This is a genomic window from Nocardioides sp. Z35_8 (assembly GCF_059621125.1).
Genome location: NZ_JCAQIE010000003.1, coordinates 48,825 through 73,079, shown reverse-complemented (window position 1 = coordinate 73,079; position 24,255 = coordinate 48,825). Strand labels below are relative to the sequence as shown.

Here is a 24,255-nt window from a genome sequence, read left to right as displayed (position 1 = left end):
CCCGGCGTGTCGGACAGGACGACGTGCGGCCGGGCGGCCGCGTGCGCGGCTGGCCCGACCACCGGGGCGCGGGTTTGTCCTGTCCGACACGCAGCACGCCGGATGGGACTAGGCTGCGCGCGTGCCTGACGCGAGCATCTCCGAAGTGATCGTCCTGGTGATCCTGTGGACGTTCCCGGCCGCGGTGCTCTACTGGATCATCCGGCTCGGGGTGCGGCACGGCACACTCGACGCCTACCGCATCGACCGCACGGACCAGCGCATCGCGGCGATGCAGGCCGACCTCCGGCCGGGCCGGCCGTCGTCCGCGGGAGACTGAGCGGACCGCGTACGAACCGGCGTCCCGGAGGGCCGGGCGCTCAGACCTGCTCGTCCAGCAGGCCGGTGTCGACGTCGTAGAGGAAGCCGCCGACCTTGGCGCGCTCGCCGATCAGCGGGTGCGTACGCACCTTGGCGACGTCCTGGCGCAGCTGGTCGAGCTGGTCGGTGACGACGTCGAACGACGCCCAGCTGGCGTCGACGCCGGCGGACTCGCCGATCGTGGCGCGCAGCTCCTGCTCGGTGGCCGACGCCATGGCGCAGCGGGTGTGCGGGACGACGAGGATCCGCTGCACGTTGAGCAGGTGCACGCCGAGGACGAGCGCCTCGAGGGCCTGGGGGGTCACCCGGGCGCCCGGGTTGCGGAAGATCTTGGCGTCGCCGTGCCGCAGCCCGAGCATGCCCAGCGGGTCGATGCGCGAGTCCATGCACGTCACCAGCGCGATGCCGGCATGGGCCTTGCCGTCGAAGCCGCCGAGGTCGAAGGTGTCCGCAAAGGCACGGTTGGCCTGCAGGAGGTCGTCGAAGTCGCTCACGCCCGGCAGGTTAGCGCGCCTCAGCCGCCGGTCGGGAGCACGTCCCGCGTCGCGAGCCGGCCGGGGCGCACGTCGCGGAACACCACCAGCGCGAGCACCGCGGCGACGACCGCGCAGCCGGCCGCTCCCCAGAAGACCGCGTGCTCCTGGGCGATGCCGGCCACGCGGAGCAGGTCGGAGAACTCGGGGCACCGGCTCTTGCCGTCGCAGACCTCCTGCACCGGGGGCACGGCGAGCTGCTCGGAGTAGTAGCGGCGCAGTCCGATGGTGGTCAGCGCGGAGATGCCCACGAGCATCCCCACCATCCGGGCGACCACCACGAAGGCGCTGGCGACGCCGTGGGCGTCGTCGTCGGTCGACGCGAGCAGCGCGGCGTTGATCGGGGCGAGGGCCAGGCCGAAGCCGAGCCCGCCCGTCACCAGGGCCAGGTTGGCGATCGGCTCCTCGATCGTGGTGAGTCCCCACCGGGTCATCAGCACGAAGCCCGTCGCGGCGAGCACCATCCCGGCCGCGGTGACCGGGCCGGGGGAGACGACGCGGATCAGGTAGCCGCCGACGACCGCCCCGACGGGGAGCGCCAGCAGGAAGCGCACCAGCACCAGCGCGGCCGGCAGCTGGTCGTCGGGGTAGACGGTGGTGCGCGCGAAGAGCGGGATGTCGATGAGGGCGGCGATCAGCGCGGCGCCGACGAAGAAGCTGACCAGCAGCGCCCCCCACGCCGGCGTACGCCGCAGCGCGCCGCGGGGCACGAGCGGCTGCGCGGCGCGGCGCAGGTGCCACGCGAGGGCGACGGCGGCCAGGGCGGCGCCGAGGAGGTACCAGCGCCCCTGCGGCGAGAACACCTCGACCTTGGGGTCGGCGGTGGCGAAGGCGAGGATGACGCCGCCCAGCGCCCCCGCGAGCAGCAGGGCGCCGACGAGGTCGGCGTCCACCAGCACCCGGACCCAGCCGCGCAGGTCGAGCAGCGGTCGGCGCGCGAGCCAGCACCACGCCACCAGCAGCACGAGCGCGACGACGGTGACGGCGCCGATCGGGGTGAGCCACCGGCCGTCACCGGCGAACGGCACGAAGAGCCGGCCCCAGGTGAGGTCGCGCATCAACGACGCGGGCCGCACGAACACCACGGCGGCGCCGGCGAGGGCGGCCGCCACGAGCAGCAGACCGACGAGGTCCGGCAGCCGGCGCCGGCCGGGCGTACCGGTCGTACCGGTCGTACCGGCCATGCCGTCCGTGTCGCCGGTGCCGCCAGTGGTGGTCGCACGCGGCGCCAGCGAGCGGATCGCGACGGCGAGCACCAGGCCGACGGCGAGGTTGATCGCGAAGATCGCGCGCCAGTCGGCGAACGCGAGCACCGCGGCGCCGAAGAGCGGGCCGAGGACCGAGCCGACCTCCTGCACGGCCGAGACCACGCCGAGGGGGACGCCGCGGCGCTCGACGGGGTAGAGGTCGGCGACCAGGGCAAGCGTCGCCGGCACGAGCCCGCCGCCGCCGACGCCCTGCAGGAACCGGCCGGCCACGATGCTGGGCATGTCGTAGGCGGCCGTGGTGATGAGCGACCCGAGCGCGAAGAGCACGAGGGCCATCACCAGCACAGGTACGCGTCCGCGCAGGTCGGCGATGCGGCCGATCAGCGGGAGCATCGCGACGTAGCCCAGGAGGAACCCGCTGACGATCGGTGCGGCGCGCTGGAGCTGGTCGATCGGCACGCCGACGCCGGTCATCATGTCGGGCAGCGCGAGGACGACGACGTAGGTGTCGGCGGCGGCGAACGCCACGGCGACGGCCGCCAGGGCGAGCAGCAGCCGGGAGCCGCGCGGGGCCCCGTCGCCGGGCTGCCGTCCGGCCGCGCCCGCGGTCCGGCTCACGGGGCGGTGATGTCCTTGTCGATCCCGTAGTCGGCGAAGTCGACGGTGTAGGTCATCGGCTCGGCGCGCGGGTAGAAGACACCGGTGAGGGTGGCCTTGCGCAGCTCGCCCTCGTCGGTGACCTGCCACTCGACGTCGAAGGTGTCGCCGGAGGAGGACGGGATGATCGCCTTCATCGCCGTGCCGGGCACGGTGCCGGTGTAGGTGGTGAGGATCTCGGAGTTGTCGGCGCCGCCGCGCACGCTGTCTCCGGCCTCGAGCGACTCGGTGAGCCCGAGCAGCCCGGCGAAGCCCTTCTCGCCGATCAGGTTGGCCGGGTTGGGCGCGCCGTACTCCTTGGGGTTGACCACGTTCCAGCCCGGGGTGAACGGCAGCTGGGCGTGGACGGTCTTGCCGACCGCGATGACCGGAACGTCGACGGTCTGGCCGGCGAACACGACGGTGATCGAGCCGTCGAAGGCGGGCGCGTCGGTGATGGTGCCGACCGCGCGGGTGATGCCCGAGACGCCGTCGGGCAGGGTCGGCGTCGACAGGGTCAGGTCGACACCGCTGGTCTCGGCGAGGGTGGTCGCGGCCACGGCGAGGGCCTCCTCGGGGGTGGGACCGTCGTCGGCACCGCCGCCGCCTCCGTCGTCGCCGGAGCAGGCGGCCAGGGCGGGGAGGGCGAGGACGAGGGCGGCGACCGTCGTGACGAGTCGTCCTGAGGTGCGGGCACGGGCGGACATGCGGCTCAGCCTTCCACAGGGGCGGGCGCGTCACCGGCGTCCGCGTCTGCCGCTGGGTGCGCCGAGGCGCGAGACGCCACCTGGGCGGCCACGGGGGAGGCCACCGCGGCGATCGGCTGGGACGCGGGAACGCCCGAGCCGTCGCGCCGGCCGTCGGCGTCGGGCAGCTCGACCGGCGCGCCGCTCGACGCCGCCGCACGGGCCGGGCCGGGGCCGGCCCACGCCGTGACCAGCGTGTCCTCGCCCTTGAGGAAGCGGTGGCTGCGCACGCCGCCGGTGGCGCGCCCCTTGCCGGGATACTCGGTGAACGGCGTGACCTTCACCGAGCCCGCCTCGGTGCCGGGCAGGGCCGTGGACGACCCGGACGCGGTCACGACGACCGCGTCGGCGGGGTCGAAGGCGCCGAAGAACGCGACGTGCTGGCCGGCGCCCAGCTTGATGCCGGCCATGCCGCCGCCGGACCGGCCCTGGGGCCTGACCACGGACGCCGGGAAGTGGAGCAGCTGGGCGTCGGTGGAGATGAAGCAGAGCTCCTCCTCGCCGGTGGTGAGCTCGACCGCGCCGACCACCTCGTCGCTGTCCTTGAGCCCGATGACCTCCCACTCGTCGCGGTTGAGGACCTCGGGGTTGACCCGCTTGACCACGCCGTCGCGGGTGCCGAGCGCCAGGCCCGGGCCGTCGGTGGCGAGCGAGGTGAGGGCCAGCGGCCGCTCGCCGGGCTCGAGGGCCACGAGCTCGCTCAGCGACAGGGTGCCCTGGAGGTTGGGGTCGTTGGCGGTCGACGGGAGCTCGGCGTTGCCCAGGTCGAGCACCGAGAGCCGGACCAGGCGGCCCTTGTTGGTGAGCACCCCCACCTCGCCGCGCTTGGTGGTGCGCACCGCCGAGACGGTGACGTCGTGGTTGGTGCGGCCACCGCCGCGCCCCGGCAGGGCGGCGTCCTTGGTGCGCGCCAGCAGGCCGGTGGAGGAGAGCAGCACGAAGCACGGGTCGTCGCTGACCTCGACGTCGGTGGCCGCCGTGACGGCGGGGGCCGCGCCGAGCAGCACCGTACGCCGGGGGGTGCCGTGCTCCTTGGCCACCTCGGTGAGCTCGTCGGAGACCACCTTCCGCAGCAGCTTCTCGTCGGCCAGGATCGCGTCGAGGTACTCGATCGTGCGCTCGAGCTCGCTCTTCTCCTTCTCCAGCTCCAGCCTGCTGAACCTGGTCAGGCGGCGCAGCGGCATGTCGAGGATGTAGTCGGCCTGGACCTCGGAGAGCTCGAAGATCTCGATGAGCCGCTCCTTGGCGGCGGCCGCGTTGTCGGAGCCGCGGATCACCTGGATGACCTCGTCGATGTCGAGGATCGCGATGAGGAGGCCGTCGACGAGGTGGAGCCGGTCGGCGGCCTTGGCGCGGCGGAAGGTCGAGCGGCGGCGGACGACGTCGAAGCGGTGGCCGAGGAAGACGTCGAGCATCTCCTTGAGCCCGAGGGTGCGGGGCTGGCCGTCGACGAGCGCCACGGCGTTGATGCCGAAGGAGTCCTCCAGCGCGGTCTGTCGGTAGAGCTGCTCGAGGATCGCCTCGGGCACGAAGCCGTTCTTGATCTCGATCACCAGCCGCAGGCCGTGCTCGCGGTCGCTGAGGTCCTTGATGTCGGCGATGCCCTGCAGCTTCTTGGCCATCACGAGCTTCTTGATCTGCTCCATCACGCGCTCGGTGCCCACGCCGTAGGGGAGCTCGGTGACGACGATGCCCTTGCGACGCGGCGTCACCGACTCGATGCGCGCGGTGGCCCGCATCTTGAAGGTGCCGCGGCCCGACTCGTACGCGTCGCGGATGCCGTCGAGGCCGACGATCTTGCCGCCGGTCGGCAGGTCGGGACCGGGGATGAACCGCATGAGGTCGTCGAGGGGGGCCTTCGGGTGGGTGACGAGGTGCTTGAGCGCCTGCACCACCTCGATCAGGTTGTGCGGGGCGATGTTGGTGGCCATGCCGACCGCGATGCCGGCCGAGCCGTTGACCAGCAGGTGGGGGATGGCCGCCGGCAGCACGACCGGCTCCATCTCGCGTGAGTCGTAGTTGGGCTTGAAGTCGACCGTGTCCTCGTCGATCGAGGCCGTCATCGCCACCGCGGCCGGCGCCATCCGGCACTCGGTGTAGCGCATCGCGGCGGGGGAGTCGTCGGGGGAGCCGAAGTTGCCGTGGCCGTCGACGGTGCGCAGGCGCATCGACCAGGGCTGCGCCATCCGCACCAGCGCGTCGTAGATCGCCCCGTCGCCGTGGGGGTGGAGACGGCCCATGACCTCGCCGACGACGCGGGCGCTCTTGACGTGCCCGCGGTCGGGGCGCAACGACATCTCGTCCATCGTGTAGAGGATGCGCCGCTGCACCGGCTTGAGGCCGTCGCGCGCGTCGGGCAGCGCCCGGGAGTAGATGACCGAGTAGGCGTACTCCAGGAACGACGTCTGCATCTCGTCGCGGATGTCGGTGTCGAGGATGTGCTCCTCGAAGTCGTCCGGCAGGGGCTGCTGCTTCGTGCGTCGTGCCATGGCGGTCATTGTCCCCGCTGCCCTGCCGCCGACGACCGGGGGCACGCCGACGGCGGCGCGCCGGTTCACGCACGGGGTCGAGTCGGCGCGTCCTGGCGCGCATACGGGGTCGAGTCGGCGTGTCCTCGCGCGCATACGGGGTCGAGTCGGCGTGTCCTCGCGCGCATACGGGGTCGAGTCGGCGCGTCCTCGCCGACCGCCGGTCAGGATGCGCCGACTCGGCGGTGGTTTGGGGTCAGGATGCGCCGACTCGGCGGTGCTTTGCGGTCAGGATGCGCCGCCTCGACGGGAAATTGCGGCCAGGACGCGCCCACTCGCCGTGGGGCGGGGGCGGAGTCCCGATAGATTGCCACCGTGACCGACACGGACGCCGCAGCACCCGAGCCGCGTACGACGCCCGCGCCCCGGCACTGGGAGGCCGACGTCCTGCTCCGCGACGGGCGCACGGCCCACATCCGGCCGATCCAGCCCGAGGACCGCGAGCTGCTCGTCGAGTTCTACAGCCGGGTCTCGGACCAGTCGAAGTACTACCGCTTCTTCTCGCCGATGCCCGAGCTGTCCGAGCGCGACCTCGACCGGTTCACCCGCGTCGACCACCGCGACCGGGTCGCGCTGATCCTGCTCGTGGCCGGCCAGATGATCGCGGTCGGCCGCTACGACACGATCCGCCCCGGCTACGCCGAGGTGGCCTTCCTCGTCGAGGACGCCCACCAGGGTCGCGGCATCGGCCAGCTCCTCCTCGAGCACCTCGCCCAGGCCGGCCGCGAGCGCGGCGTCGAGGAGTTCGTCGCCGAGGTCCTGCCCGACAACCAGGCGATGATCCACACGTTCCGCGACGCCGGCTACCAGGTGAAGAGCGCCTTCGAGGAGGGCGTGATGGAGATGGTGTTCCGGATCGACCCGACCGACACCGCGCTCGGCGTGATGGAGCAGCGCGAGCACCGGGCCGAGTACGCCTCGATCGAGCGCTTCTTCTCGCCGCGGTCGGTCGCCATCATCGGCGCCAGCCGACGCCAGGACACCATCGGCCGGGCCCTGGTGCGCCACCTCGTGCTCGGCAACTTCACCGGCCGGATCCACGTGGTCAACCCCAGCGCCGACTCGGTGTCGGGGATGCCGGCGTGGAAGTCGGTGGGCGACATCCCCGGCGACGTCGACGTGGCGATCGTCGCGGTGCCCGCCGAGGCGGTCCAGGACGTCGTGCTCGACTGCGCCGCCAAGGGCGTTCACGGGCTGGTGGTCATCTCCTCGGGCTTCGCCGAGACCGGCGAGGAGGGCCGCATGCGGCAGCGCCGCCTGGTCGGGCTGTCCCGCTCCTACGGCCTGCGCCTGATCGGGCCCAACGCCCTCGGCATCATCAACACCCACCCCGACGTCCAGCTCAACGCCTCGCTGTCGTCGGTGATGCCGCCCCGCGGCCGTGCCGGGTTCTTCTGCCAGTCGGGCGCGCTCGGCACCGCGATCCTGGAGAAGGTGCAGAACCGTGGTCTGGGACTCACCACCTTCGTCAGCGCCGGCAACCGCGCCGACGTGTCGGGCAACGACCTCCTGCAGTACTGGGAGGAGGACGACGCCACCGAGGTGGTGCTGCTCTACCTCGAGTCGATCGGCAACCCGCGCAAGTTCTCCCGCATCGCCCGGCGGGTGAGTCGCCGCAAGCCGATCGTCGCGGTCCGCTCGGGGCGCAGCTCCCAGGGCGTGCCCATGGGCCACGCCGTGCGCCGGATCGGCGCCCCGGGCCAGGCGGTCGACGCGATGTTCCGCCAGGCCGGGATCATCCAGGTCGAGTCGCTCGAGGAGATGTTCGACGTCGCCCAGCTGCTCGCCCACCAGCCCCTGCCGCGCGGTCGCCGGGTCGCCGTCGTGGGCAACTCCGACGCGCTCGGCCTGCTCGCCGCCGACGCCGCCAACTCCGTCGGGCTGGTCGTCAACCGCCAGGAGGCGCTCGGTGCCGACGCGACCGCCGAGGACTTCGAGGACGCCCTCGACGCCGCCATCGACGACCCCGACGTCGACGCCGTCGTCGCGATCTTCATCCCGCCGCTCAACGTCGCGGGCGCCCGCGAGGACGTCGCCAACGTGCTCGCCGCCGTCGGCGAGCAGTCCGACAAGCCGATCGTGTCGACCTTCCTCGGCACCGAGGGCGTCCCGGAGCTGCTGCGGGTGCCCGACGTGGCCGGCTCCAGCGCGGGTCGCGGGTCGGTGCCGTCGTACCCCGCGGTCGAGGCCGCCGTGCGCGCGCTCGCGCACGTCGTCGAGTACGCCGTGTGGCTGCGGGTGCCGCAGGCGCCGGCCCTCGAGCCGGTCGCCCACGACGCGGACGCCGCCCGCCACCTCGTCAACGAGGTCCTGATGCGCCACCCCGAGGGCCGCGACCTCGACTACCAGGAGCAGAAGCGGCTCCTGGCCGCCTACGGCATCGACCTCTGGGACACCTATGCCGTCGCGTCGCTCGACGAGGCGACCACGGCGGGGGAGGCGCTGGGGTGGGACGTGGTGCTGAAGGCGACCGCCGACCACCTGCGCGACCGGCCCGACCTGGCACACGTGTGGCGCAACATCGACACGCCCGCGGAGATGGCGCAGGCGTGGCGCTCGCTGAGCCACGTCATCACCGACCCCGACCGGGCCGGCTTCGTGGTGCAGCGCAACGCCCCGCCCGGGGTGCCGGTCACCATCGCGACGATGGAGGACCCGCTCTTCGGCCCGGTGCTGTCCTTCGGCATCGGCGGCGCGCTCACGGAGCTGCTGGGGGACCGGGCCTACCGGATCCCGCCGCTCGCCGACCACGACGCCCAGGACATGGTGCGCGACATCAAGGCCTCCCCGCTCCTCTTCGGCTACCGCGGCGGCGAGAGCGTCGACGTGGCCGAGATCGAGCGCCTGGTGCGGCAGGTGGCCCAGCTCCAGCACGACCTGCCGCAGGTCCGGGCGCTGCAGCTGCCCCTCGTGCTGGCAGGCGCCAAGGGCGCGACCGTGCTCGGCGCCACGGTCCGGGTCGAGCCGGTCAAGGACCCGCGCTCCGACTGGTTCGTCCGACGGCTGAGCACGATGGCTGGGGACACCCTGACCGACTGAGCCAGGCGTGACAGACTGCCACCATGCCCCGCTCGACCCGTGACGCGGACGTCTCCCACGACCTCCGCAAGGCGATCCACCGCACCGGCTACTACCCCGAGGTCGTCGCCGACGGCGTCTTCTCCGCGGCCGGCGGCGAGGAGGTCCTTTCCTACTTCGTCCACCACGAGACGACGTTCGACCACGAGGAGGTGCGTCGCCACCTGACGGCGCTCCTGCTCACGCCCACCCGCCTGGTGATCGCGCACACCGACGAGCACCCGGGCGACGACCTGCTGCCCGAGCCCTACACGTCGACGACCACCGAGGCGGTCACCCTCACCTCGATCCGCACCGTCGTCGTGACGCGGATGGTGGCCAACCCGACCAAGGGCGTCGCACCGCCCGCCGAGGCCGTGCTGACCATCGGCTGGGGCGGCGTGGGTCGCCTCGACCTCGAGCCGGCCGCCTGCTCCGACCCGAGCTGCGACGCCGACCACGGCTACACCGGCACGCTCGCCGGCGACGACTACACCCTGCGGGTGTCGGCGGCCGCCGAGGGCGCCGACGCCGTGGCCGGCCTGCTGGCGTTCGCCGAGGCGCTGTCGTCCCGCACCCGCGGATGAGCACCCTCCGGTGACGGCCGACCAGGCGCCGGCCGGATTCACCGCGCCGGCCTACGGTGACCGCTCGCTCGCCGACGTGGTGCCCTCGGTGGCCCGCGCCCTCGGGGTCGAGCTCGACGGTCACCCCGTCGGGTTCGAGCTCCCGCTGGCACCGTCCTACGTCGTCTTCCTCGTCGACGGGATGGGCGCCGAGCTGCTCGCCCGCTACGCCCACTCAGCCCCCTACCTGTCGTCGCTCCTCGACGGTGCGGCCACCGGCACGGCCGGCGTGCCCTCGACCACCGCGACGTCCCTCACCTCGCTGGGCACCGGGCTGGTGCCGGGCGCGCACGGGCTGGTCGGGTTCACCGCGCGCATCCCGGGCACCGACCGGCTGCTCAACCACCTGTGGTGGGACAAGGGCGTCGACCCGGTCGAGTGGCAGCCGCACCCCACCGCGCTCGGCCGCCTCGCGCACGCCGGGGTGAGCGTCACCTCGGTCAACAAGCGCGACTTCGAGGGCTCCGGCCTCACCGTGGCCTCGCAGCGAGGGACGGCGTACGTCGGGGCAGACCGCGTCGGCGAGCGGATCGCCGCGGCCGTGGCCGCCTCCGCCGACCAGCCGTCGCTGACCTACGTCTACGACTCCGACCTCGACTGGACGGGCCACAAGTTCGGCGTCGCCTCGACCCAGTGGCTGCAGCAGCTCGCGATGGTCGACGCCGAGGCCGAGCAGCTGCGCGAGGCGCTGCCGCCCGCGACCCGGCTCGTGGTGGTCGCCGACCACGGCATGGTCGACAGCCCGCGCGACGCGCGGGTCGACGTCGACGAGGTCGCCGGCATGCGCGACGGGGTGGCGCTGCTCGGCGGCGAGGCCAGGTTCCGCCACCTCTACTGCGCGGCCGGCGCCGTCCCCGACGTGGTCGCGACCTGGCGCGAGGTGCTGGGGGAGCGGGCGAGCGTCGTGACCCGCGACGAGGCCGTCGGACTGGGGTGGTTCGGCCCGGTCGTCCCGGGCGTGCTGCCACGGCTGGGCGACGTGATGGTCGCCTGCCACGGCGACACCGCGGTGATGTCGTCGCGCGACTTCGCCTACGAGGACACCCTGGTCGGGTTGCACGGGTCGCTCACCTCGGCCGAGATGCTGATCCCGATCCTCGTCGACTGACGCCGGTAGGACCGGTCCGCGGCGCGGGTCAGCCGAACGGCAGCGGCTCCGGCGCCAGCGAGACCGCCTTGGCGCGCGCCGCCGTGAGCCGTCGGCGGTGGTGCTGGCGGCACAGCACCTCGTAGGCCACGTCGGCGGGCGGCTCGTCGACGCTGTCCACGTCGCCGACGACGACGACGTCGCCCTCGACGACCATCGCGCCGTTCTCGGTGCGGGCGTTGTGGGTGGCGCGCTTGCCGCACCAGCACAGCGCCTCGACCTGGAGGACGTTCATCCGGTCGGCGAGCTCGACCAGGCGCGCGCTGCCCGGGAAGAGCTGGGAGCGGAAGTCGGTGAGGATCCCGAAGGCGAACACGTCGATCTGCAGCTCGTCGACGACCTTCGCGAGCTGGTCGATCTGCGCGGCGGAGTAGAACTGCGCCTCGTCGCACACGAGGTAGTCGATGCGGCCCCCGCGGGTCAGGGTGTCGACGACGTAGGCCCAGAAGTCGAAGCCGGCGTCGACCTCGAGCGCGTCGTGGGTGAGCCCGAGCCGGCTGGAGACCACCGCCTGCCCGGACCGGTCGTGGGTCGTGAAGATCCGGCCGACGCGTCCGCGGGCGGCGTGGTTGTGGTTGGTCTGGAGCGCCAGCGTCGACTTGCCGGAGTCCATCGTGCCCGTGAAGAAGTGCAGTTCAGCCATGTCCGGGGAATCCTGTCACAGTGCCGACCCGGAAGGGCGGCTACCGTGCCGCGCATGGACGACTTCTCCCGCGGGCCGCTGGTCAGCCCCGACGAGCTCGCCGCCGAGCGCGCCTCCGACCCCGAGCAGGTCACCGTCCTCGACGTGCGCTACCTCCAGGGCGGGCCACCGGGACGCGGGCTGCACGAGGCCGGGCACGTCCCGGGAGCGGTCTACGTCGACCTCGACGTCGACCTCGCCGATCCGCCGGGCGCCGGGGGCCGCCACCCGCTGCCCGACCCGGCACGGTTCGAGGCGGCCATGCGGCGCGCGGGCGTGCGCGGGGACCGCCCGGTCGTCGTGTACGACGACTGGCAGGGGCGGGCGGCCGCGCGGGCGTGGTGGCTGCTGCGCCACCACGGGCACCGCGACGTGCGGGTGCTCGACGGCGGGTGGACCGCCTGGCTCGAGGACGGCCATCCCGCCGAGACGGGGCCGGTGGACGTCGCGCCGGGCGACTTCACGGTCGCGGCGGTGCCACAGACGCCCGTCGTGGGGCCCGATCAGGTGCTCGACGTCGAGGTGCTCGTCGACGCGCGGGCGCCGGAGCGCTTCCGCGGCGACACCGAGCCCGTCGACCCCGTCGCCGGTCACATCCCCGGCGCCGTCAACGTGCCGACCACCGCCAACCTCGACGACCGCGGCCGGTTCCTGCCACCGCCGCTGCTGCGCGAGGCGTACGCCCGTGTCGGCGCCGACACGGCCGCGTCCGTCGCGGCCTACTGCGGCTCCGGCGTCACCGCGGCGCACGACCTGCTCGCGATGGAACTGGTGGGCATCCGCGCGGCGCTCTACCCGGGGAGCTGGAGCGGCTGGATCACCGACTCCGACCGGCCCGTCGCGACCGGCTGACGGTCGCTGACCGGCGCGTGGACCGGGCGCGACCCTCAGTCGCCCTTGCCGCCGCCGAACATGATCTCGTCCCAGCTCGGCACCGACGCCCGACCGCGCTTGCGGGTCGGCTTGGACCGGGGCTCGCCCGTGGCCACGTCCGACTGCGGGTCGGACTGCGGGTCCTGCCGGTCGGACTGCTGCTCGGTCGCGTCCGGCGTGCGAGCGGCGCCACCGCTCGGGGTCTCGTGCTCGTCGCGGTGGGCCGTGACGGGCCGGTCGGCGCCCAGGCCGGGGTCGGCGAGCTCCATGGTGGTCTCCTCGGGGGAGGCCTCCTCGCCGGTGACCATCTCGATCGCGTCGTCGCCCAGGGGCACGTCGCCGTCCACCGCGCTGAGGCGACGCTGGCGCGCGGCGGTGAGGTCGTCGGCGGCCGGCGAGCTGGTGGCGGCGGGGGCGGCGTCGCCGACGAGCCAGCGGGCGTCGTCGTCGTCGATGGTGACGAAGCTGCCGCGCGGGTCGTGGGAGAAGGTGGCGGTGCCGACGCGGCCGGCCACCTCGTAGAGGGCCGTGAGGGTCCACCGGCCGTCCTCGCGGCGCCAGGCGTCCCACTCGATGGTGGCCGGGTCGACGTTGTGCGAGCGCAGGTGCGCGCTCACCGCCTCGCCCAGCGTCCGGGCACCCGACTCGCTGGCGCGGCGGCGTACGGACGCGAGCTGGGCGCGCTCGGCGACGTGGGCGCGCTCGGCCATCACCGGCGCGGCGAACGGCATGATCTTCTCCACCGAGGTGCCCGCCGCGTGGGCGACCGCCTCCGGTGACTCACCGGCTCGGATGCGCGTCTGGATGTCGCGTGGACGGAGGCTTGATTCCATCGGGATCTCCAACTGGCCGTTGCTGTCGTGGGCGCCGGCGAGCGCGCGGCGGAGCCGGGCGTCGATCGCCAGGGTGTGCTCCTGGCCCGACTCGTCCACCAGCAGCAGGCGCTTGCCGTCCCTGCTGCGTCCGGTGAACGTCAGCTTGGCCATCGACGGCGGGCTCCTGCCTGGCTGGTGGTCGGGGGATGGTCGCGGGTGCGGGTGGCATCCGTGCGCTCGAGCCTACGCCAGCGCAGCGCGCCGGAGCGGGCACCTCCGCGGCGCGCCCTAGGCTGGAGTGGTGCCCGTTACGGACTTCGCGACGACGATCGTCGCGCTCGACCTCATCGGGATCTTCTTCTTCGCCGTCGCGGGTGCGCTGGTCGCCGTGCGCCGCAACCTCGACCTGTTCGCGGCGCTCGTCCTGGGCGGGGTCACCGGGCTGGGCGGGGGCATCATCCGCGACGTGATGATCGGGGACACCCCGCCGGCAGCGCTGGCCGACTGGCGCTACCTGGTCGTCCCGGTCGTCGCGGGGTTCCTCACCTTCACGTTCCACCCCACGGTGGGGCGGCTCGAGCGGGTGGTCACGGTCTTCGACGCCGTCGGCCTGTCGATGTTCTGCGTCACCGGCGCGCTCAAGGCGGTCGACTACGGGCTCGACCCGGTCGCCGCCGCGCTGATGGGCATGGTGACCGGCATCGGCGGCGGGATGATCCGCGACGTCCTCGCGGGCACCGTCCCGGTCATCTTCGAGGGCGTCCTCTACGCCACCCCGGCCCTCGCCGGGGCGGTCGTGGCGGTCCTGCTCGACCGCACCGACCTGCCCCTGCTGGTGGTGGCGGCCGCGGGGTTCGCCACGTGCCTGGTCTGGCGGCTGCTCGCCCTCGTGCGGGGCTGGCAGGCGCCGCTGCCGAAGGGACCCGCCAGCGTGTGACCCGTCCCGCGGGTCAGTCGCCGGGTCAGTCGCCGAGCACCCGGCGCAGGTGGGCGTTGGCGAAGACCCGGTCGGGGTCGAGCCGGTCGCGCAGCGCCAGGAAGTCGTCGAACCGGTCGTAGGCCGGCGCCAGGTCGGCGTCGGTGCGGGTGTGCACCTTGCCCCAGTGCGGCCGCCCGCCGGCCTCGCGCAGCACCGGCTCGAGCCCGCCGAAGTAGGCCGTGTGGTCGGTGTCGGCCGGCACGTGGAAGGCGAGGTAGAGGGTGTCGCGACCGTGCGCGGTCGACAGCGCGACGTCGTCGGCGGGCGCCGTCCGGACCTCGACGGGGAAGGCGATCCGCCAGTCGCTCGCCTCGACGATCCGCCGGCACTCGCGCAGCACGTCGAGCCCGACCTCGCGCGGCACGGCGTACTCCATCTCCCGGAAGCGCACCCGTCGCGGGCTCACGAAGACGCGGTGGGCGACGTCGGTGTAGCGGCGCTCGGACAGGGCGCGGCCGGCGAAGCGGTTGATCCGGGGGACCACGGCCGGGGCCCGCGAGCCCACCCGGCACAGCGCGCCGAACGCCGTGTTGGAGACGAGCTCGTCCTCCCACCACGCGGCGAGCGCGGACGGCGGCTGCTGCTCGCCGGGGTCGAGGTCGGTGCGCACGTTCTGCTTGACCAGCATCCGGTCGGTGTGGGGGAACCAGTACATGTCGACGTGGTGCGCGGCGGCCACCATCTCGTCGTACGACGACAGCGCCCCGTCCCAGTCCATCGGCTGCTCGTGGGCCTCCACGACGAAGAGCGGCTCGACGTGGAAGGTCAGGGTGGTGAGGATGCCGAGCGCGCCGAGGCCGACCCGGGCCAGGTCGAGCACGTCGGCGTTCTCGGTGGCGGTGGCGCGGACCACCTCGCCGGTGCCGGTGACGAGCTCGAGGCCGGCGACCTGGGCAGCCAGCCCGGCAGCGGTGCCGCCCGTGCCGTGCGTGCCGGTCGAGGTGGCGCCGGCGAGCGTCTGCTCGGCGATGTCCCCCATGTTGTGCAGGGACAGCCCGAGGCGCTCGAGTGCGAGGTTGAGGTCCTTCAGCGGCGTGCCCGCCAGGGCGGTGACCGTCATCGCCTGGCGGTCGACCGCGACGATCCCACGGAGCCCGTCCGGTCGCAGCAGGTTGTGCTCCGGGGCGGCGATCGCGGTGAAGCTGTGCCCGGTGCCGGTCATCTTGACCGTCGTCCCGGCCTCGCGGGCACGGCACACGACGTCGACCACGTCGTCGACCGAGCGCGGCGTCTCGACGTGGCGGGGGACCGCCTCCTCGAGACCGGACCAGTTGCGCCAGAGGTGGCCGTGCAGGGCGGGGCTCATGCCCGCAGACTAGGGGCCCGGTCCGCCTGGCGTCCGCCACGTGCGGTCTGCGCCGCGAGCGCCCCCAGCAGGCCGCCGGCCAGGGCGACGGCGTACGCCGCCGAGGCGCCGCTGTGGTCCACGACGAACCCGGCGATGCTCGCGCCCGGGGCCACCCCCGCGACGATCCCGGTGTGCAGGATCGCCATCCCCTCGGTGAGACGTCCGGACGGGACGCCCTGCTCGACCATCGTCATCGCGCTGATCATGGTCGGGGCGATCGCCAGCCCCCCGACAAGCAGCACGACCGCCATGAGCGGGATCGAGTCGACGAACATCAGCGGTGCCATCGCCAGGGCCATGGCGGCCGAGCCCCAGCGCAACCGCACCTCGGGACCGCTGCGCCAGGCGACCGCGCCGGTCACCAGCCCGGCGACCAGGCTGCCGAGGGACCACACCGCCAGGAGCCAGCCGGCCACCCAGCGCTTGCCGTGCTCCTCGGCGAAGGCGACGGTGGTGACCTCGGCGGCCCCGAACAGCGCGCCGAGCGTCAGGCAGACGAGCGCGAGCGGCAGCACCAGGCGCCACGGCATCGGCGCCCGGACCTCTGTCGGCGTCGTGCGGCCGGGGGGCGGCTCGGTGCGTCGCTGGGCCGCGAAGGCGTACGTGCCGACGAGCCCGCTGACGATCGCCGCCGTGAGTCCGGCGACCGGGTGCCAGCTCGTGGCGAGCAGGGTGACCAGCACGGGGCCCACGACGAAGACCACCTCGTCGAGCACCGCCTCGAGGGCGAAGGCGGTCTGCTTCTCGCGGGGGTCGTCGAGCAGGTGCGACCAGCGCGTGCGCACGCTCGCGCCGACCTGGGGGAGCGCGGCCCCGGCGACTGCGGCGAAGACGTAGGTCCAGATCCGGGGCCAGTCCTGCTCGACCGCGAGCATCATCAGGGCGAGTCCGGCGGCGAACACCGAGATGGCCAGCGGCAGCACGCGGGACTGGCCGTAGTGGTCGACCCACCGGCCGTGCAGCACCGCGAACGCCGCCTCGGCGAGCACGAACACGGCCGACACCGTGCCGGCCAGGCCGTAGGAGCCGGTGCGCTGCTCGACGAGGAGCACGATGCCCAGTCCGACCATGGCGATCGGCAGCCGGGCGACGAGGGCGGCGCTGCTGAACGCCAGCGCACCCGGGCGCGCCAGCACCCGGCCGTAGGAGTCGAGCATCACGCGCATGGTAGGCCGCTCTACGCTGGCACCATGAATCCTGCGGGTCGCCCCGACGTGAAGCCGTACGACGCCCTGCTGGTCCTCTCCTTCGGGGGCCCGGAGAGGCCGGAGGACGTGGTGCCGTTCCTGGAGAACGTCACCCGTGGCCGGGGCATCCCCCGCGAGCGTCTCGAGCAGGTGGGGGAGCACTACTTCCTGTTCGGCGGCAAGAGCCCCATCAACGACCAGAACCGCGCGCTCATCGCGGCGCTGGAGAAGGACTTCGCCGACCAGGGGATCGACCTGCCGGTCTACTTCGGCAACCGCAACTGGGAGCCCTACCTGGCCGACACCCTCGCCCGGATGGCCGCCGACGGCGTGCAGCGCGCCGCGGTCTTCGCCACCTCGGCGTACTCGTCGTGGTCGTCGTGCCGGCAGTACCGCGAGAACCTGTGGGACGCGGTCGAGCAGACCGAGGGCGCGCCCCGGCTCGACAAGCTGCGGCAGTACTACAACCACCCCGGCTTCGTGGAGCCGGTCGTCGACGCGTGCCTGGCGGCCCTGGGCGACCTGCCCACCAACGGCGAGGCGGCACACCTGGTCTTCGTCACCCACTCCATCCCCACGGAGATGGCCGAGACGAGCGGAGCCCCGCCGGAGGCCCACGCCCAGCCGCGCGGCGCCTACGTCAAGCAGCACCGCAGCGTCGTCGACGAGGTGGCCGACCGGGTGAAGGCGGCCACGGGCCGCTCACACCGCCACGACCTCGTCTACTGCTCGCGCTCGGGGTCGCCTGCGACGCCGTGGCTCGAGCCGGACGTCAACGACCACCTCGAAGGGCTGGCCAGCGACGGCGTGAGCCAGGTCGTGATGGTGCCGATCGGCTTCGTGTCCGACCACATGGAGGTCATCTACGACCTCGACACCGAGGCGATGGCGACGGCCGAGCGCCTGGGCATGCGGGCGGTCCGCGCCGCGACGGCCGGCACCGACCCGCGGTTCGTGGCGATGGTCCGCGACCTCCTGCTGGAGCGGGCGGCGACCGAGCGCGGGGAGCGTCCCGAGCGGCCCGCCATCGGCTCGATGCCCGCCGGTCCCGACATCTGCGGGGCGGGCTGCTGCCCCAACGCGCGCGGACCCCGCCCGGCCCTCTGCGGTGCCGACTCGTGACCGTCACGCCCGTGGAGCTGCGCGACCTGGCCCGCACGCTCGCCCACGAGGGGGCCGCCCTGGCCCGTGAGATGCGGCTGGGCGGGATCGACGTCGCCGACACCAAGACCAGCGCCGTCGACGTGGTCACCGAGGCCGACCGTGCGGTCGAGACGCTGCTGCGCTCGCGCCTCGCCGCCCAGCGGCCCGACGACGCCGTCCTGGGCGAGGAGGGGGACGACCGGTCCGGCTCCTCCGGCGTGCGGTGGGTCCTCGACCCGATCGACGGCACCGTCAACTACCTCTACGGCCTGCCCGACTGCGCCGTCTCGGTGGCCGCGGAGGTCGACGGCGAGGTCGTCGCCGGAGCCGTGGTGACCATCCCGACCGACGTCGAGTACGCCGCCGCCGTCGGCCAGGGCGCCACGCGCGACGGCCGCCCCATCGGCGTACGCCCCTCGCCGCCGCTGGCCGAGCGGCTGGTGCTGACCGGCTTCGGCTACGAGCGCCGGGTGCGCGAGCACCAGGCCCGCTGTGTCGCCGCGCTGCTGCCGGAGGTGCGCGACATCCGCCGGATGGGCTCGTGCGCGCTCGACCTGTGCCACGTGGCGGACGGCAGCGGCGACGGGTACGTCGAGGCGGGGCCCCAGCCGTGGGACTGGTCGGCCGGCGGGCTCGTGCTGCGTGAGGCGGGCGGTCGCTTCGCGCTCCTCGAAGGGACCTTCGACGTCGAGGAGCACGCCGCGCGCCGCGTCGTCGTGGGCGCGCCCGCCGACGGGTGGGACGACTTCGTGGCGGCGATCACCGAGGCCGGCTTCCTCGCCTGACGGCGGCGCGGGACGGGCGTCCAGGCGCGTCCAGGCCCGTCCGCGAGCCGCTTCCTGGCCCGTCCACGGGGACCCTGAGGGGGTCCGAGGTACACCTGACGAGGTGGGGCGAGCGCGGGAATACCCAGACCTTGCCCACTGTTCAGGCGACACGTTCCGGACCGGCTCACCACGGGGCCTGTCCATGGTGCACAATCTGGCGCCGACGACGCGCACAAAACCTTCGGACGACCCGCCGCAATCCGGTCGGGTACGAGTCCACAGCATTGGGGAGAGAATTCGATGGCCACCGACTACGACGCACCGCGCAAGTCCGAGGAGGACCAGAGCGAGGAGAGCATCGAGGAGCTCAAGGCCCGACGCCACGACAAGAACTCGGGCAAGGTCGATGAGGACGAGACCGAGGCGGCCGAGTCCTTCGAGCTGCCGGGAGCCGATCTCTCGCACGAGGAGCTCGCGGTCGAGGTCATGCCTCGACAGGACGACGAGTTCACGTGCATGAGCTGCTTCCTGGTGCACCACCGGTCCCAGCTCGCTGATGAGAAGAAGCTCATCTGCCGCGACTGCATCTGACCGGCACCACCTGACTCGACAGCGCCTGGTCCTCGCGAGGGGGCCGGGCGCTGTGTCGTGCGCGGCGGGTGACGGCGGTCCGGCGGCACGTACGGCGGCCCGACGGCTGCTCAGGCTGCGAGGCGCCGGGCTCGCAGGGCGCGCTCGCGGCGCGCCTGACGCTCCTCCTCGAGGTGCTCGGCCTCGGCCACGAGCTGCCGGAAGGACGGATGGTCCGCGGGCGTCCCGTGGTGCCTGCGCTCGATCGCCCTCATCCACCGAGCGACGCGGTAGCGGACCGAGGGCACGCCGAACCGGCGCGACAGGTCGCGGCTCCGGGCGTACTCGACGCTCGTCATCGTCCTCAGCGCGCGTGGCACCCACCACCCGGTGACCCGGAGGTCCACGTGTGCGGGATAGCGGCTCCCACCGCGGGTGCGCGCGCCGTCCTCGCGCATCGGCTCCACGGGTTCGCCGGTCCACTCGTCGCGGAGCGCGACCCCGATGCCGGCGAGCCGCAGCAGCTGCTGCAGGACGTTCGCGCGCGGGCTCGTACGCGCGGTCTCCCAGCGGGCGACCATCGACTGGGACACCCCCAGCACCTCGGCCAGCCCGCGCTGGGACACGTCGAGGATCCGCCTGATGCGTCGCACCAGCCCCGGCACGTCCCCCTCGACCGGCCCCATCAGCAGCAGCCAGTCCTGCCCGTCCTCAGTCAGCTCGATCGGGGCCCCGGGTGGCCCGGGTGCCGTCGCGGTGTGGCCCATCCGCCGTCCTCCTCTGCGATCGCGTGTCGTCGTACGAGGAGCGAACCGCGCACCGCCGACACCCGGCGCCATCCGTCCACAAGCGAGCCCCTCACACCGTCCGAGGCCGCTCTGTGGACGCCCAGCGGCCAGCCGGGCGCGCTGCCGGCCCACCCCCGCCCTCGGTGCTGGCCACTGGCCCGTGAGTCGCTGGGAGACTCACTGGCCAAGGCCGGGGTCGGGGGCGTGGCAGAGACATTGAGTCGCTGAGCGACTCACTGGCCAGTGGCGACGGTGGGTGCAGCACGCGTAGACCGCGGGTGTGCCCGGGCGGAGAGGGCCCGATCGGCCCAGGGCGGGCGTGGGGTGCCCTGCGGGCGGGCGGGCGGGGCGCGACGACCTCGGGATGCCTACGGGCGCGGGGCGGCCCGGTGGTGGCTCAGGACTCGGGGACGGGGGCCCTGTCGGCGTCCTGGCCGTCCTTCTTGAGCTGCGGGGGGAGGTGGCCGGTCGACTTGGCGTAGTACTGGGCGGTGCGGCGGGCTGCGAACATGCGCGCGACGCCGATCAGCGTGCCGCTGACGGCCGCCCACAGGACGGCCTCGCCGACGCTGACATCGGGGTCGGCGGGGTTGGCGGGCGGGTTCTTGCCGGTGGCCGCGCGCCACGAGGTGTTGAGGGCCTTCTTGGCAACCGCCGCGGCGGCGATGGCGGCGACGAGGGAGAACGCGGAGTAGAGCTTGCTGTTGTCCGAGGAGGAAGAGGAGGCCATGTGGTCACCCTACCCAGCAGATCGGCGCACCCGCCCCGCCTCGAGGGCTGAGACGAGCTCTTCGGGACGACGAGTGCTGACCAGCCAGTAGGGGGTCGGGTCGGAGGTATCCGCGATGTCCACGCGCACGCCGCGCTTGATGTAGGGACGCAGCAACAGGTAGGCCCGCGCGTCCGCGTCGACGCCCGCCTGACGGCGTACGCCCTCGGCGTCGAGCGGCGTGACGTCGCCGATGAGCTCGAGCGGGATGTGTGCCCGGCCCGCCCGGAAGGTCGTGCTGTCGACCGAGACCCGGGGCCGGCCGTAGGCCCCCAGCAGGGCGACCAGCAGCAGCATCGCGACGGCCGTGATCGTCCAGGCGATGGCCTCGGGGGTGGCGGCGAGGACGGCCAGCCACAGCGAGGCCACGAGCATCGTGCCCTGCACCCACCAGCGCAGCGGAACGGTGAGGCGTTCGGCGTAGTCCACGGCGCAGAGCCTATAGATTCACTTCTCGTGCCCGACCACGACCCGACCCCTCGTCCCGCGCCCGACCTGGAGCCCGACCTGGACGTCGCGGTCGTCCGCCTCGACCCCGACCTCCCGCTGCCGTCGTACGCCCACCCGGGGGACGCCGGGGCCGACCTGCACACGACCGTCGACCTCACCCTCGCGCCCGGCGAGCGGGCACTCGTGCCGACCGGGATCTCGATCGCGCTGCCGGACGGCTTCGTCGCCCTGGTGCACCCCCGCTCGGGCCTGGCGCACCGGCACGGACTGTCCATCGTCAACACGCCCGGCACGATCGACGCCGGATACCGCGGCGAGATCAAGGTGCTCCTCGTCAACCACGACCCCGGTGAGCCGGTGAGCCTGGCCCGCGGCGACCGGATCGCCCAGCTCGTCATCCAGCGCTTCGAGCGGGCGCGGTTCGTCGAGGTGGGGGTGCTGCCGGAGTCGGTCCGGGGCGCCGGGGGCTACGGTTCTACAGGTACCGGTTCACGTCGATGAGCCGAGGCCTGTTCGAAGGAGCGCTGATCGAAGGAGTGCTGACGTGAAGTTCCGCCGTAAGGCCGACCCGTCCTCGGAGACCGCAGACGCGACCGACGACACTGCTGCCACCGGTGCCCGGGAGGCGCCGACCGGAGGCCCCTTCGACGCCTCGCAGGTCGAGGGCGACGGCATCGAGCGCGCCGACCTCGGCTCCGTGCTCGTGCCGGCCATCGCCGAGCGCGAGCTGCGGCTGCAGGTCGACGAGAAGAGCGGCCAGGTGCGTGCGGTGATGCTCGCCGGCTCGGACGGCGCGTGCGAGTTCCAGCCGTTCGCCGCCCCCCGCAACGGCGACCTGTGGTCGGAGGTGCGCCCGCAGATCGCCGCGGACATGGTCCGCCGAGGCGGCCAGGCCACCGAGCGTGAGGGCCGCTGGGGCACCGAGCTGGTGTGCCAGATGCCCGTCAAGCGCCCCGACGGGACGACCGCGACCCAGCCGTCGCGCATCGTCGGGATCAACGGCGACCGCTGGATGCTGCGCGCCTCGTTCCTCGGCCGACCGGCCGTCGACCCCGACGCGGCGCCCGAGTGGGAGGACGCCCTCGCGCAGGTCGTCGTACGCCGAGGGGAGCAGGCGATGCCCGTGGGTGAGCCGCTGCCCGTGAAGCTGCCCGACGACGCCCGCCGGGTCAGGTGAGCGGTGGGCGAGAAGGGCCGGCTGCGCCACGCGCTGTCACGCTGGGCCGACAGCTCGGAGGCCCGCCAGCGCGAGCTGCGGGAGTCGCACACCAACGACGAGGCGCTGGCCATCGCGGACGCGCCCGAGCGTGAGCCCGTCGTGGTCAACGGCGTGCTCCGCACCGTGACCCTGCGCCCGCGAGGCGGCGTCCCGGCCCTCGAGGCCGAGCTCGACGACGGCTCCGGCGTGATCACCGTCGTGTGGCTCGGCCGTCGCCGCATCACCGGCGTCGACCCGGGACGCTCGCTGAGCGTCGCCGGCTGCATCGGCCGGCAGGGCGGCGTACCGATCATGTTCAACCCGCGCTACGAGCTGCGCCCGTGACCGAGCCCAGCCACCCCGCGAGCACGGGGAGCACCGCGAGCACCGGCCGCACCGTCGCCACCGACACGGTCGAGGCGGTGGTCCGCAGCCAGCTCGCCAAGGCGCTCGGCGGCCGGCGCGGGATGGTCGAGGCCGCGCTGCCGACGATCCTGTTCACCGTCACCTGGCTCACCATGAAGGACCTGCGGCTCGCGCTGTCGGTCAGCGTCGGGGCGGCTCTCGTGCTGCTGGTCGTGCGGCTGGTGCAGCGCTCGACGGTGCAGTTCGTCGTCAACGCGCTCGTCGGCATCGGCATCGGGTGGTTCTTCGTCCACCGCGCCGCGCAGTCGGGAGGCTCGGAGCAGGAGCAGGCGCTCGCCTACTTCCTGCCGGGCCTGCTCTACAACGGCGGGTACGCCGTGGTGCTCGCCTTCACGTGCCTGATCGGCTGGCCGCTGGTCGGCTTCATGGTGGGCAGCATCACCGGCGACCCGACGGCCTGGCACTCCGACAAGCAGATCGTGAAGCTGTGCAGCCGCTTGACGTGGCTGCTGGTCGCGCCGTGCATCCTCCGGGTCGCGATCCAGGCCCCCATCTGGCTCGCCGGCAGCTCCGGCTCGATCGACGCCGACGCCGCCGTGGCGGCCCTCGGCGTGCTCAAGATCGCGCTCGGCTGGCCGCTGCAGCTCGCCGCGCTCGGGTCGATGATCTGGCTGCTCTCGCGCAACCGCACGCCCGTCGCGCCGGAGGCCTCGCCCACCTGAGCCCACCTGAGCCCACCTGAGCCGACGCACGAGCTCGGCGGACCGAGCTCGGATCAGCGGTGGTGGCTGGGGGAGAGCAGCTGCTCGAGCTCGGCCTCGACCTCGGCCGGCACCACGAACAGGAGCTCGTCGCCGGACTCCAGCGGCTGCTCGGCCTCGGGCGGGTAGACCTGGCCGTCGCGCAGGATCGTGACGAGCGCGCAGTTGTCGGGGAACGGCACCAGGCCGGCAGGCGTGCCGACGTAGGGCGAGTCGGCCGACAGGGTGAGCTCGACGAGGTTGGCATTGCCCTGGCGGAAGGTGAAGAGCCGCACCAGGTCGCCGATGGAGACGGCCTCCTCGACCAGCGCGGACATGATGCGCGGCGTCGAGACGTTGACGTCGACACCCCACGCCTCGGTGAAGAGCCACTCGTTGTTGGGGTGGTTGACCCGACCCACCGTGCGGGGCACCCCGAACTCGGTCTTGGCCAGGAGCGAGGTGACCAGGTTGGCCTTGTCGTCGCCGGTGGCCGCGATGACCACGTCGCACTTGCCGAGCTGGGCCTCGGTCAGCGAGGACAGCTCGCACGAGTCGGCGAGCAGCCACTCGGCGTCCGGCACGCGCTCGGGCCGGATCGCTGACGGGCTCTTGTCGATGAGGAGGATCTGGTGGCCGTTCTCGATCAGCTCCCGGGCGATCGATCGCCCCACGGCTCCGGCTCCGGCGATGGCGACGCGCATGTGCAGTGCTCCTGGCTCGGGGTGTCGTGGGGTGG

The 24,255-nt window shown here is 73.5% G+C and carries 25 protein-coding genes; 13 read left to right on the top strand and 12 right to left on the bottom strand.

The window, feature by feature from the left end:
- Positions 1–121 precede the first annotated feature (121 nt).
- On the top strand, positions 122–319 hold the full coding sequence (locus tag AC54T2_RS14830; RefSeq protein ID WP_186342058.1) for a hypothetical protein: 198 nt from the start codon (positions 122–124) through the stop codon (positions 317–319).
- Between the two features lie 40 nt (positions 320–359).
- Here the strand turns inward: AC54T2_RS14830 and AC54T2_RS14825 are convergent, their stop codons facing one another.
- From AC54T2_RS14825 to AC54T2_RS14810, 4 genes are read right to left on the bottom strand one after another with little or no spacing between them, the layout of a single operon-like run.
- Positions 360–854 carry a carbonic anhydrase gene (locus AC54T2_RS14825; RefSeq protein WP_489976055.1) on the bottom strand — a complete coding sequence of 165 codons (495 nt, stop codon included), beginning with the start codon at positions 852–854 and terminating at the stop codon, positions 360–362.
- Positions 855–874: 20 nt separating this feature from the next.
- Entirely contained in the window at positions 875–2,719 is a 1,845-nt protein-coding gene (locus tag AC54T2_RS14820; RefSeq protein ID WP_496666569.1) for an MFS transporter, read from the bottom strand.
- The gene (locus AC54T2_RS14815) at positions 2,716–3,444 is read right to left on the bottom strand and encodes an LppX_LprAFG lipoprotein (protein ID WP_186342060.1); all 729 of its coding nucleotides are present in this window, start codon (positions 3,442–3,444) and stop codon (positions 2,716–2,718) included. The genes AC54T2_RS14820 and AC54T2_RS14815 overlap by 4 nt, the downstream gene beginning before the upstream one ends.
- Positions 3,445–3,449: 5 nt before the next feature.
- Positions 3,450–5,972 carry a DNA gyrase/topoisomerase IV subunit A gene (locus AC54T2_RS14810; RefSeq protein ID WP_496666568.1) on the bottom strand — a complete coding sequence of 841 codons (2,523 nt, stop codon included), beginning with the start codon at positions 5,970–5,972 and terminating at the stop codon, positions 3,450–3,452.
- A 354-nt stretch (positions 5,973–6,326) separates the two neighbouring features.
- Here AC54T2_RS14810 and AC54T2_RS14805 point away from each other — a divergent pair, with 354 nt between their 5' ends.
- From AC54T2_RS14805 to AC54T2_RS14795, 3 genes are read left to right on the top strand one after another with little or no spacing between them, the layout of a single operon-like run.
- The gene (locus AC54T2_RS14805; RefSeq protein WP_496666567.1) at positions 6,327–9,050 is read left to right on the top strand and encodes a bifunctional acetate--CoA ligase family protein/GNAT family N-acetyltransferase; all 2,724 of its coding nucleotides are present in this window, start codon (positions 6,327–6,329) and stop codon (positions 9,048–9,050) included.
- 23 nt (positions 9,051–9,073) lie between these two features.
- Positions 9,074–9,655 carry a DUF5998 family protein gene (locus AC54T2_RS14800; RefSeq protein ID WP_186342063.1) on the top strand — a complete coding sequence of 194 codons (582 nt, stop codon included), beginning with the start codon at positions 9,074–9,076 and terminating at the stop codon, positions 9,653–9,655.
- 10 nt (positions 9,656–9,665) lie between these two features.
- Entirely contained in the window at positions 9,666–10,802 is a 1,137-nt protein-coding gene (locus AC54T2_RS14795; protein ID WP_496666566.1) for an alkaline phosphatase family protein, read from the top strand.
- A gap of 28 nt (positions 10,803–10,830) precedes the next feature.
- Here AC54T2_RS14795 and AC54T2_RS14790 read toward each other — a convergent pair whose 3' ends face one another.
- Positions 10,831–11,484: a thymidine kinase gene (locus AC54T2_RS14790; RefSeq protein WP_186342065.1), complete on the bottom strand. Its 654-nt coding sequence runs from the start codon at positions 11,482–11,484 to the stop codon at positions 10,831–10,833.
- Positions 11,485–11,538: 54 nt separating this feature from the next.
- On the opposite strand from AC54T2_RS14790, the gene AC54T2_RS14785 reads away from it, so the two are divergent.
- Positions 11,539–12,375: a sulfurtransferase gene (locus tag AC54T2_RS14785; protein WP_496666565.1), complete on the top strand. Its 837-nt coding sequence runs from the start codon at positions 11,539–11,541 to the stop codon at positions 12,373–12,375.
- 35 nt (positions 12,376–12,410) lie between these two features.
- On the opposite strand, the gene sepH is transcribed toward AC54T2_RS14785, so the two are convergent.
- Entirely contained in the window at positions 12,411–13,382 is a 972-nt protein-coding gene (sepH, locus tag AC54T2_RS14780; protein WP_496666564.1) for a septation protein SepH, read from the bottom strand.
- Positions 13,383–13,512: 130 nt separating this feature from the next.
- On the opposite strand from sepH, the gene AC54T2_RS14775 reads away from it, so the two are divergent.
- The gene (locus tag AC54T2_RS14775; RefSeq protein WP_186342068.1) at positions 13,513–14,148 is read left to right on the top strand and encodes a trimeric intracellular cation channel family protein; all 636 of its coding nucleotides are present in this window, start codon (positions 13,513–13,515) and stop codon (positions 14,146–14,148) included.
- Between the two features lie 25 nt (positions 14,149–14,173).
- Here AC54T2_RS14775 and AC54T2_RS14770 read toward each other — a convergent pair whose 3' ends face one another.
- Together AC54T2_RS14770 and AC54T2_RS14765 are read right to left on the bottom strand one after the other, a co-directional pair.
- The gene (locus AC54T2_RS14770; protein WP_496666563.1) at positions 14,174–15,496 is read right to left on the bottom strand and encodes a D-arabinono-1,4-lactone oxidase; all 1,323 of its coding nucleotides are present in this window, start codon (positions 15,494–15,496) and stop codon (positions 14,174–14,176) included.
- Positions 15,493–16,695 carry an MFS transporter gene (locus AC54T2_RS14765; RefSeq protein ID WP_186342070.1) on the bottom strand — a complete coding sequence of 401 codons (1,203 nt, stop codon included), beginning with the start codon at positions 16,693–16,695 and terminating at the stop codon, positions 15,493–15,495. Before AC54T2_RS14765 ends, AC54T2_RS14770 begins: the two co-directional genes overlap by 4 nt.
- A gap of 33 nt (positions 16,696–16,728) precedes the next feature.
- Here AC54T2_RS14765 and AC54T2_RS14760 point away from each other — a divergent pair, with 33 nt between their 5' ends.
- The 3 genes from AC54T2_RS14760 to AC54T2_RS14750 all read left to right on the top strand — a co-directional run bounded on the left by AC54T2_RS14760 (position 16,729) and on the right by AC54T2_RS14750 (position 19,226).
- Positions 16,729–17,847, top strand: a complete 1,119-nt coding sequence (locus tag AC54T2_RS14760) for a ferrochelatase (RefSeq protein WP_496666562.1) — start codon at positions 16,729–16,731, stop codon at positions 17,845–17,847.
- Positions 17,844–18,653 carry an inositol monophosphatase family protein gene (locus AC54T2_RS14755; protein WP_489976045.1) on the top strand — a complete coding sequence of 270 codons (810 nt, stop codon included), beginning with the start codon at positions 17,844–17,846 and terminating at the stop codon, positions 18,651–18,653. The genes AC54T2_RS14760 and AC54T2_RS14755 overlap by 4 nt, the downstream gene beginning before the upstream one ends.
- A 282-nt stretch (positions 18,654–18,935) precedes the next feature.
- On the top strand, positions 18,936–19,226 hold the full coding sequence (locus AC54T2_RS14750; protein WP_056600397.1) for a DUF4193 domain-containing protein: 291 nt from the start codon (positions 18,936–18,938) through the stop codon (positions 19,224–19,226).
- Between the two features lie 110 nt (positions 19,227–19,336).
- Here AC54T2_RS14750 and AC54T2_RS14745 read toward each other — a convergent pair whose 3' ends face one another.
- The 3 genes from AC54T2_RS14745 to AC54T2_RS14735 form a co-directional block, all read right to left on the bottom strand.
- Complete coding sequence (locus AC54T2_RS14745) at positions 19,337–19,972, bottom strand: helix-turn-helix domain-containing protein (protein WP_186342072.1); 636 nt, start codon at positions 19,970–19,972, stop codon at positions 19,337–19,339.
- Between the two features lie 418 nt (positions 19,973–20,390).
- On the bottom strand, positions 20,391–20,723 hold the full coding sequence (locus AC54T2_RS14740; RefSeq protein WP_186342073.1) for a DUF4235 domain-containing protein: 333 nt from the start codon (positions 20,721–20,723) through the stop codon (positions 20,391–20,393).
- A gap of 9 nt (positions 20,724–20,732) precedes the next feature.
- Positions 20,733–21,191, bottom strand: coding sequence for a DUF3093 domain-containing protein (locus tag AC54T2_RS14735; RefSeq protein WP_496666561.1), 459 nt, complete (start codon positions 21,189–21,191; stop codon positions 20,733–20,735).
- A 66-nt stretch (positions 21,192–21,257) separates the two neighbouring features.
- Here AC54T2_RS14735 and dut point away from each other — a divergent pair, with 66 nt between their 5' ends.
- The 4 genes from dut to AC54T2_RS14715 are packed head-to-tail and all read left to right on the top strand — an operon-like array spanning position 21,258 to position 23,498.
- Positions 21,258–21,713, top strand: a complete 456-nt coding sequence (dut, locus tag AC54T2_RS14730; protein WP_186342317.1) for a dUTP diphosphatase — start codon at positions 21,258–21,260, stop codon at positions 21,711–21,713.
- Positions 21,714–21,756: 43 nt separating this feature from the next.
- A complete protein-coding gene (locus tag AC54T2_RS14725; RefSeq protein WP_186342075.1) occupies positions 21,757–22,389 on the top strand; it encodes a DUF3710 domain-containing protein in 633 nt (210 codons plus the stop codon).
- A gap of 3 nt (positions 22,390–22,392) precedes the next feature.
- Positions 22,393–22,755, top strand: coding sequence for an OB-fold nucleic acid binding domain-containing protein (locus AC54T2_RS14720; RefSeq protein ID WP_186342076.1), 363 nt, complete (start codon positions 22,393–22,395; stop codon positions 22,753–22,755).
- Positions 22,752–23,498: a DUF3159 domain-containing protein gene (locus AC54T2_RS14715; RefSeq protein ID WP_496666560.1), complete on the top strand. Its 747-nt coding sequence runs from the start codon at positions 22,752–22,754 to the stop codon at positions 23,496–23,498. The genes AC54T2_RS14720 and AC54T2_RS14715 overlap by 4 nt, the downstream gene beginning before the upstream one ends.
- A 53-nt stretch (positions 23,499–23,551) precedes the next feature.
- Here the strand turns inward: AC54T2_RS14715 and AC54T2_RS14710 are convergent, their stop codons facing one another.
- Positions 23,552–24,220 (bottom strand): NAD-binding protein, encoded by a 669-nt coding sequence (locus AC54T2_RS14710; RefSeq protein ID WP_489976041.1) that lies wholly within the window; start codon positions 24,218–24,220, stop codon positions 23,552–23,554.
- Positions 24,221–24,255 lie beyond the last annotated feature (35 nt).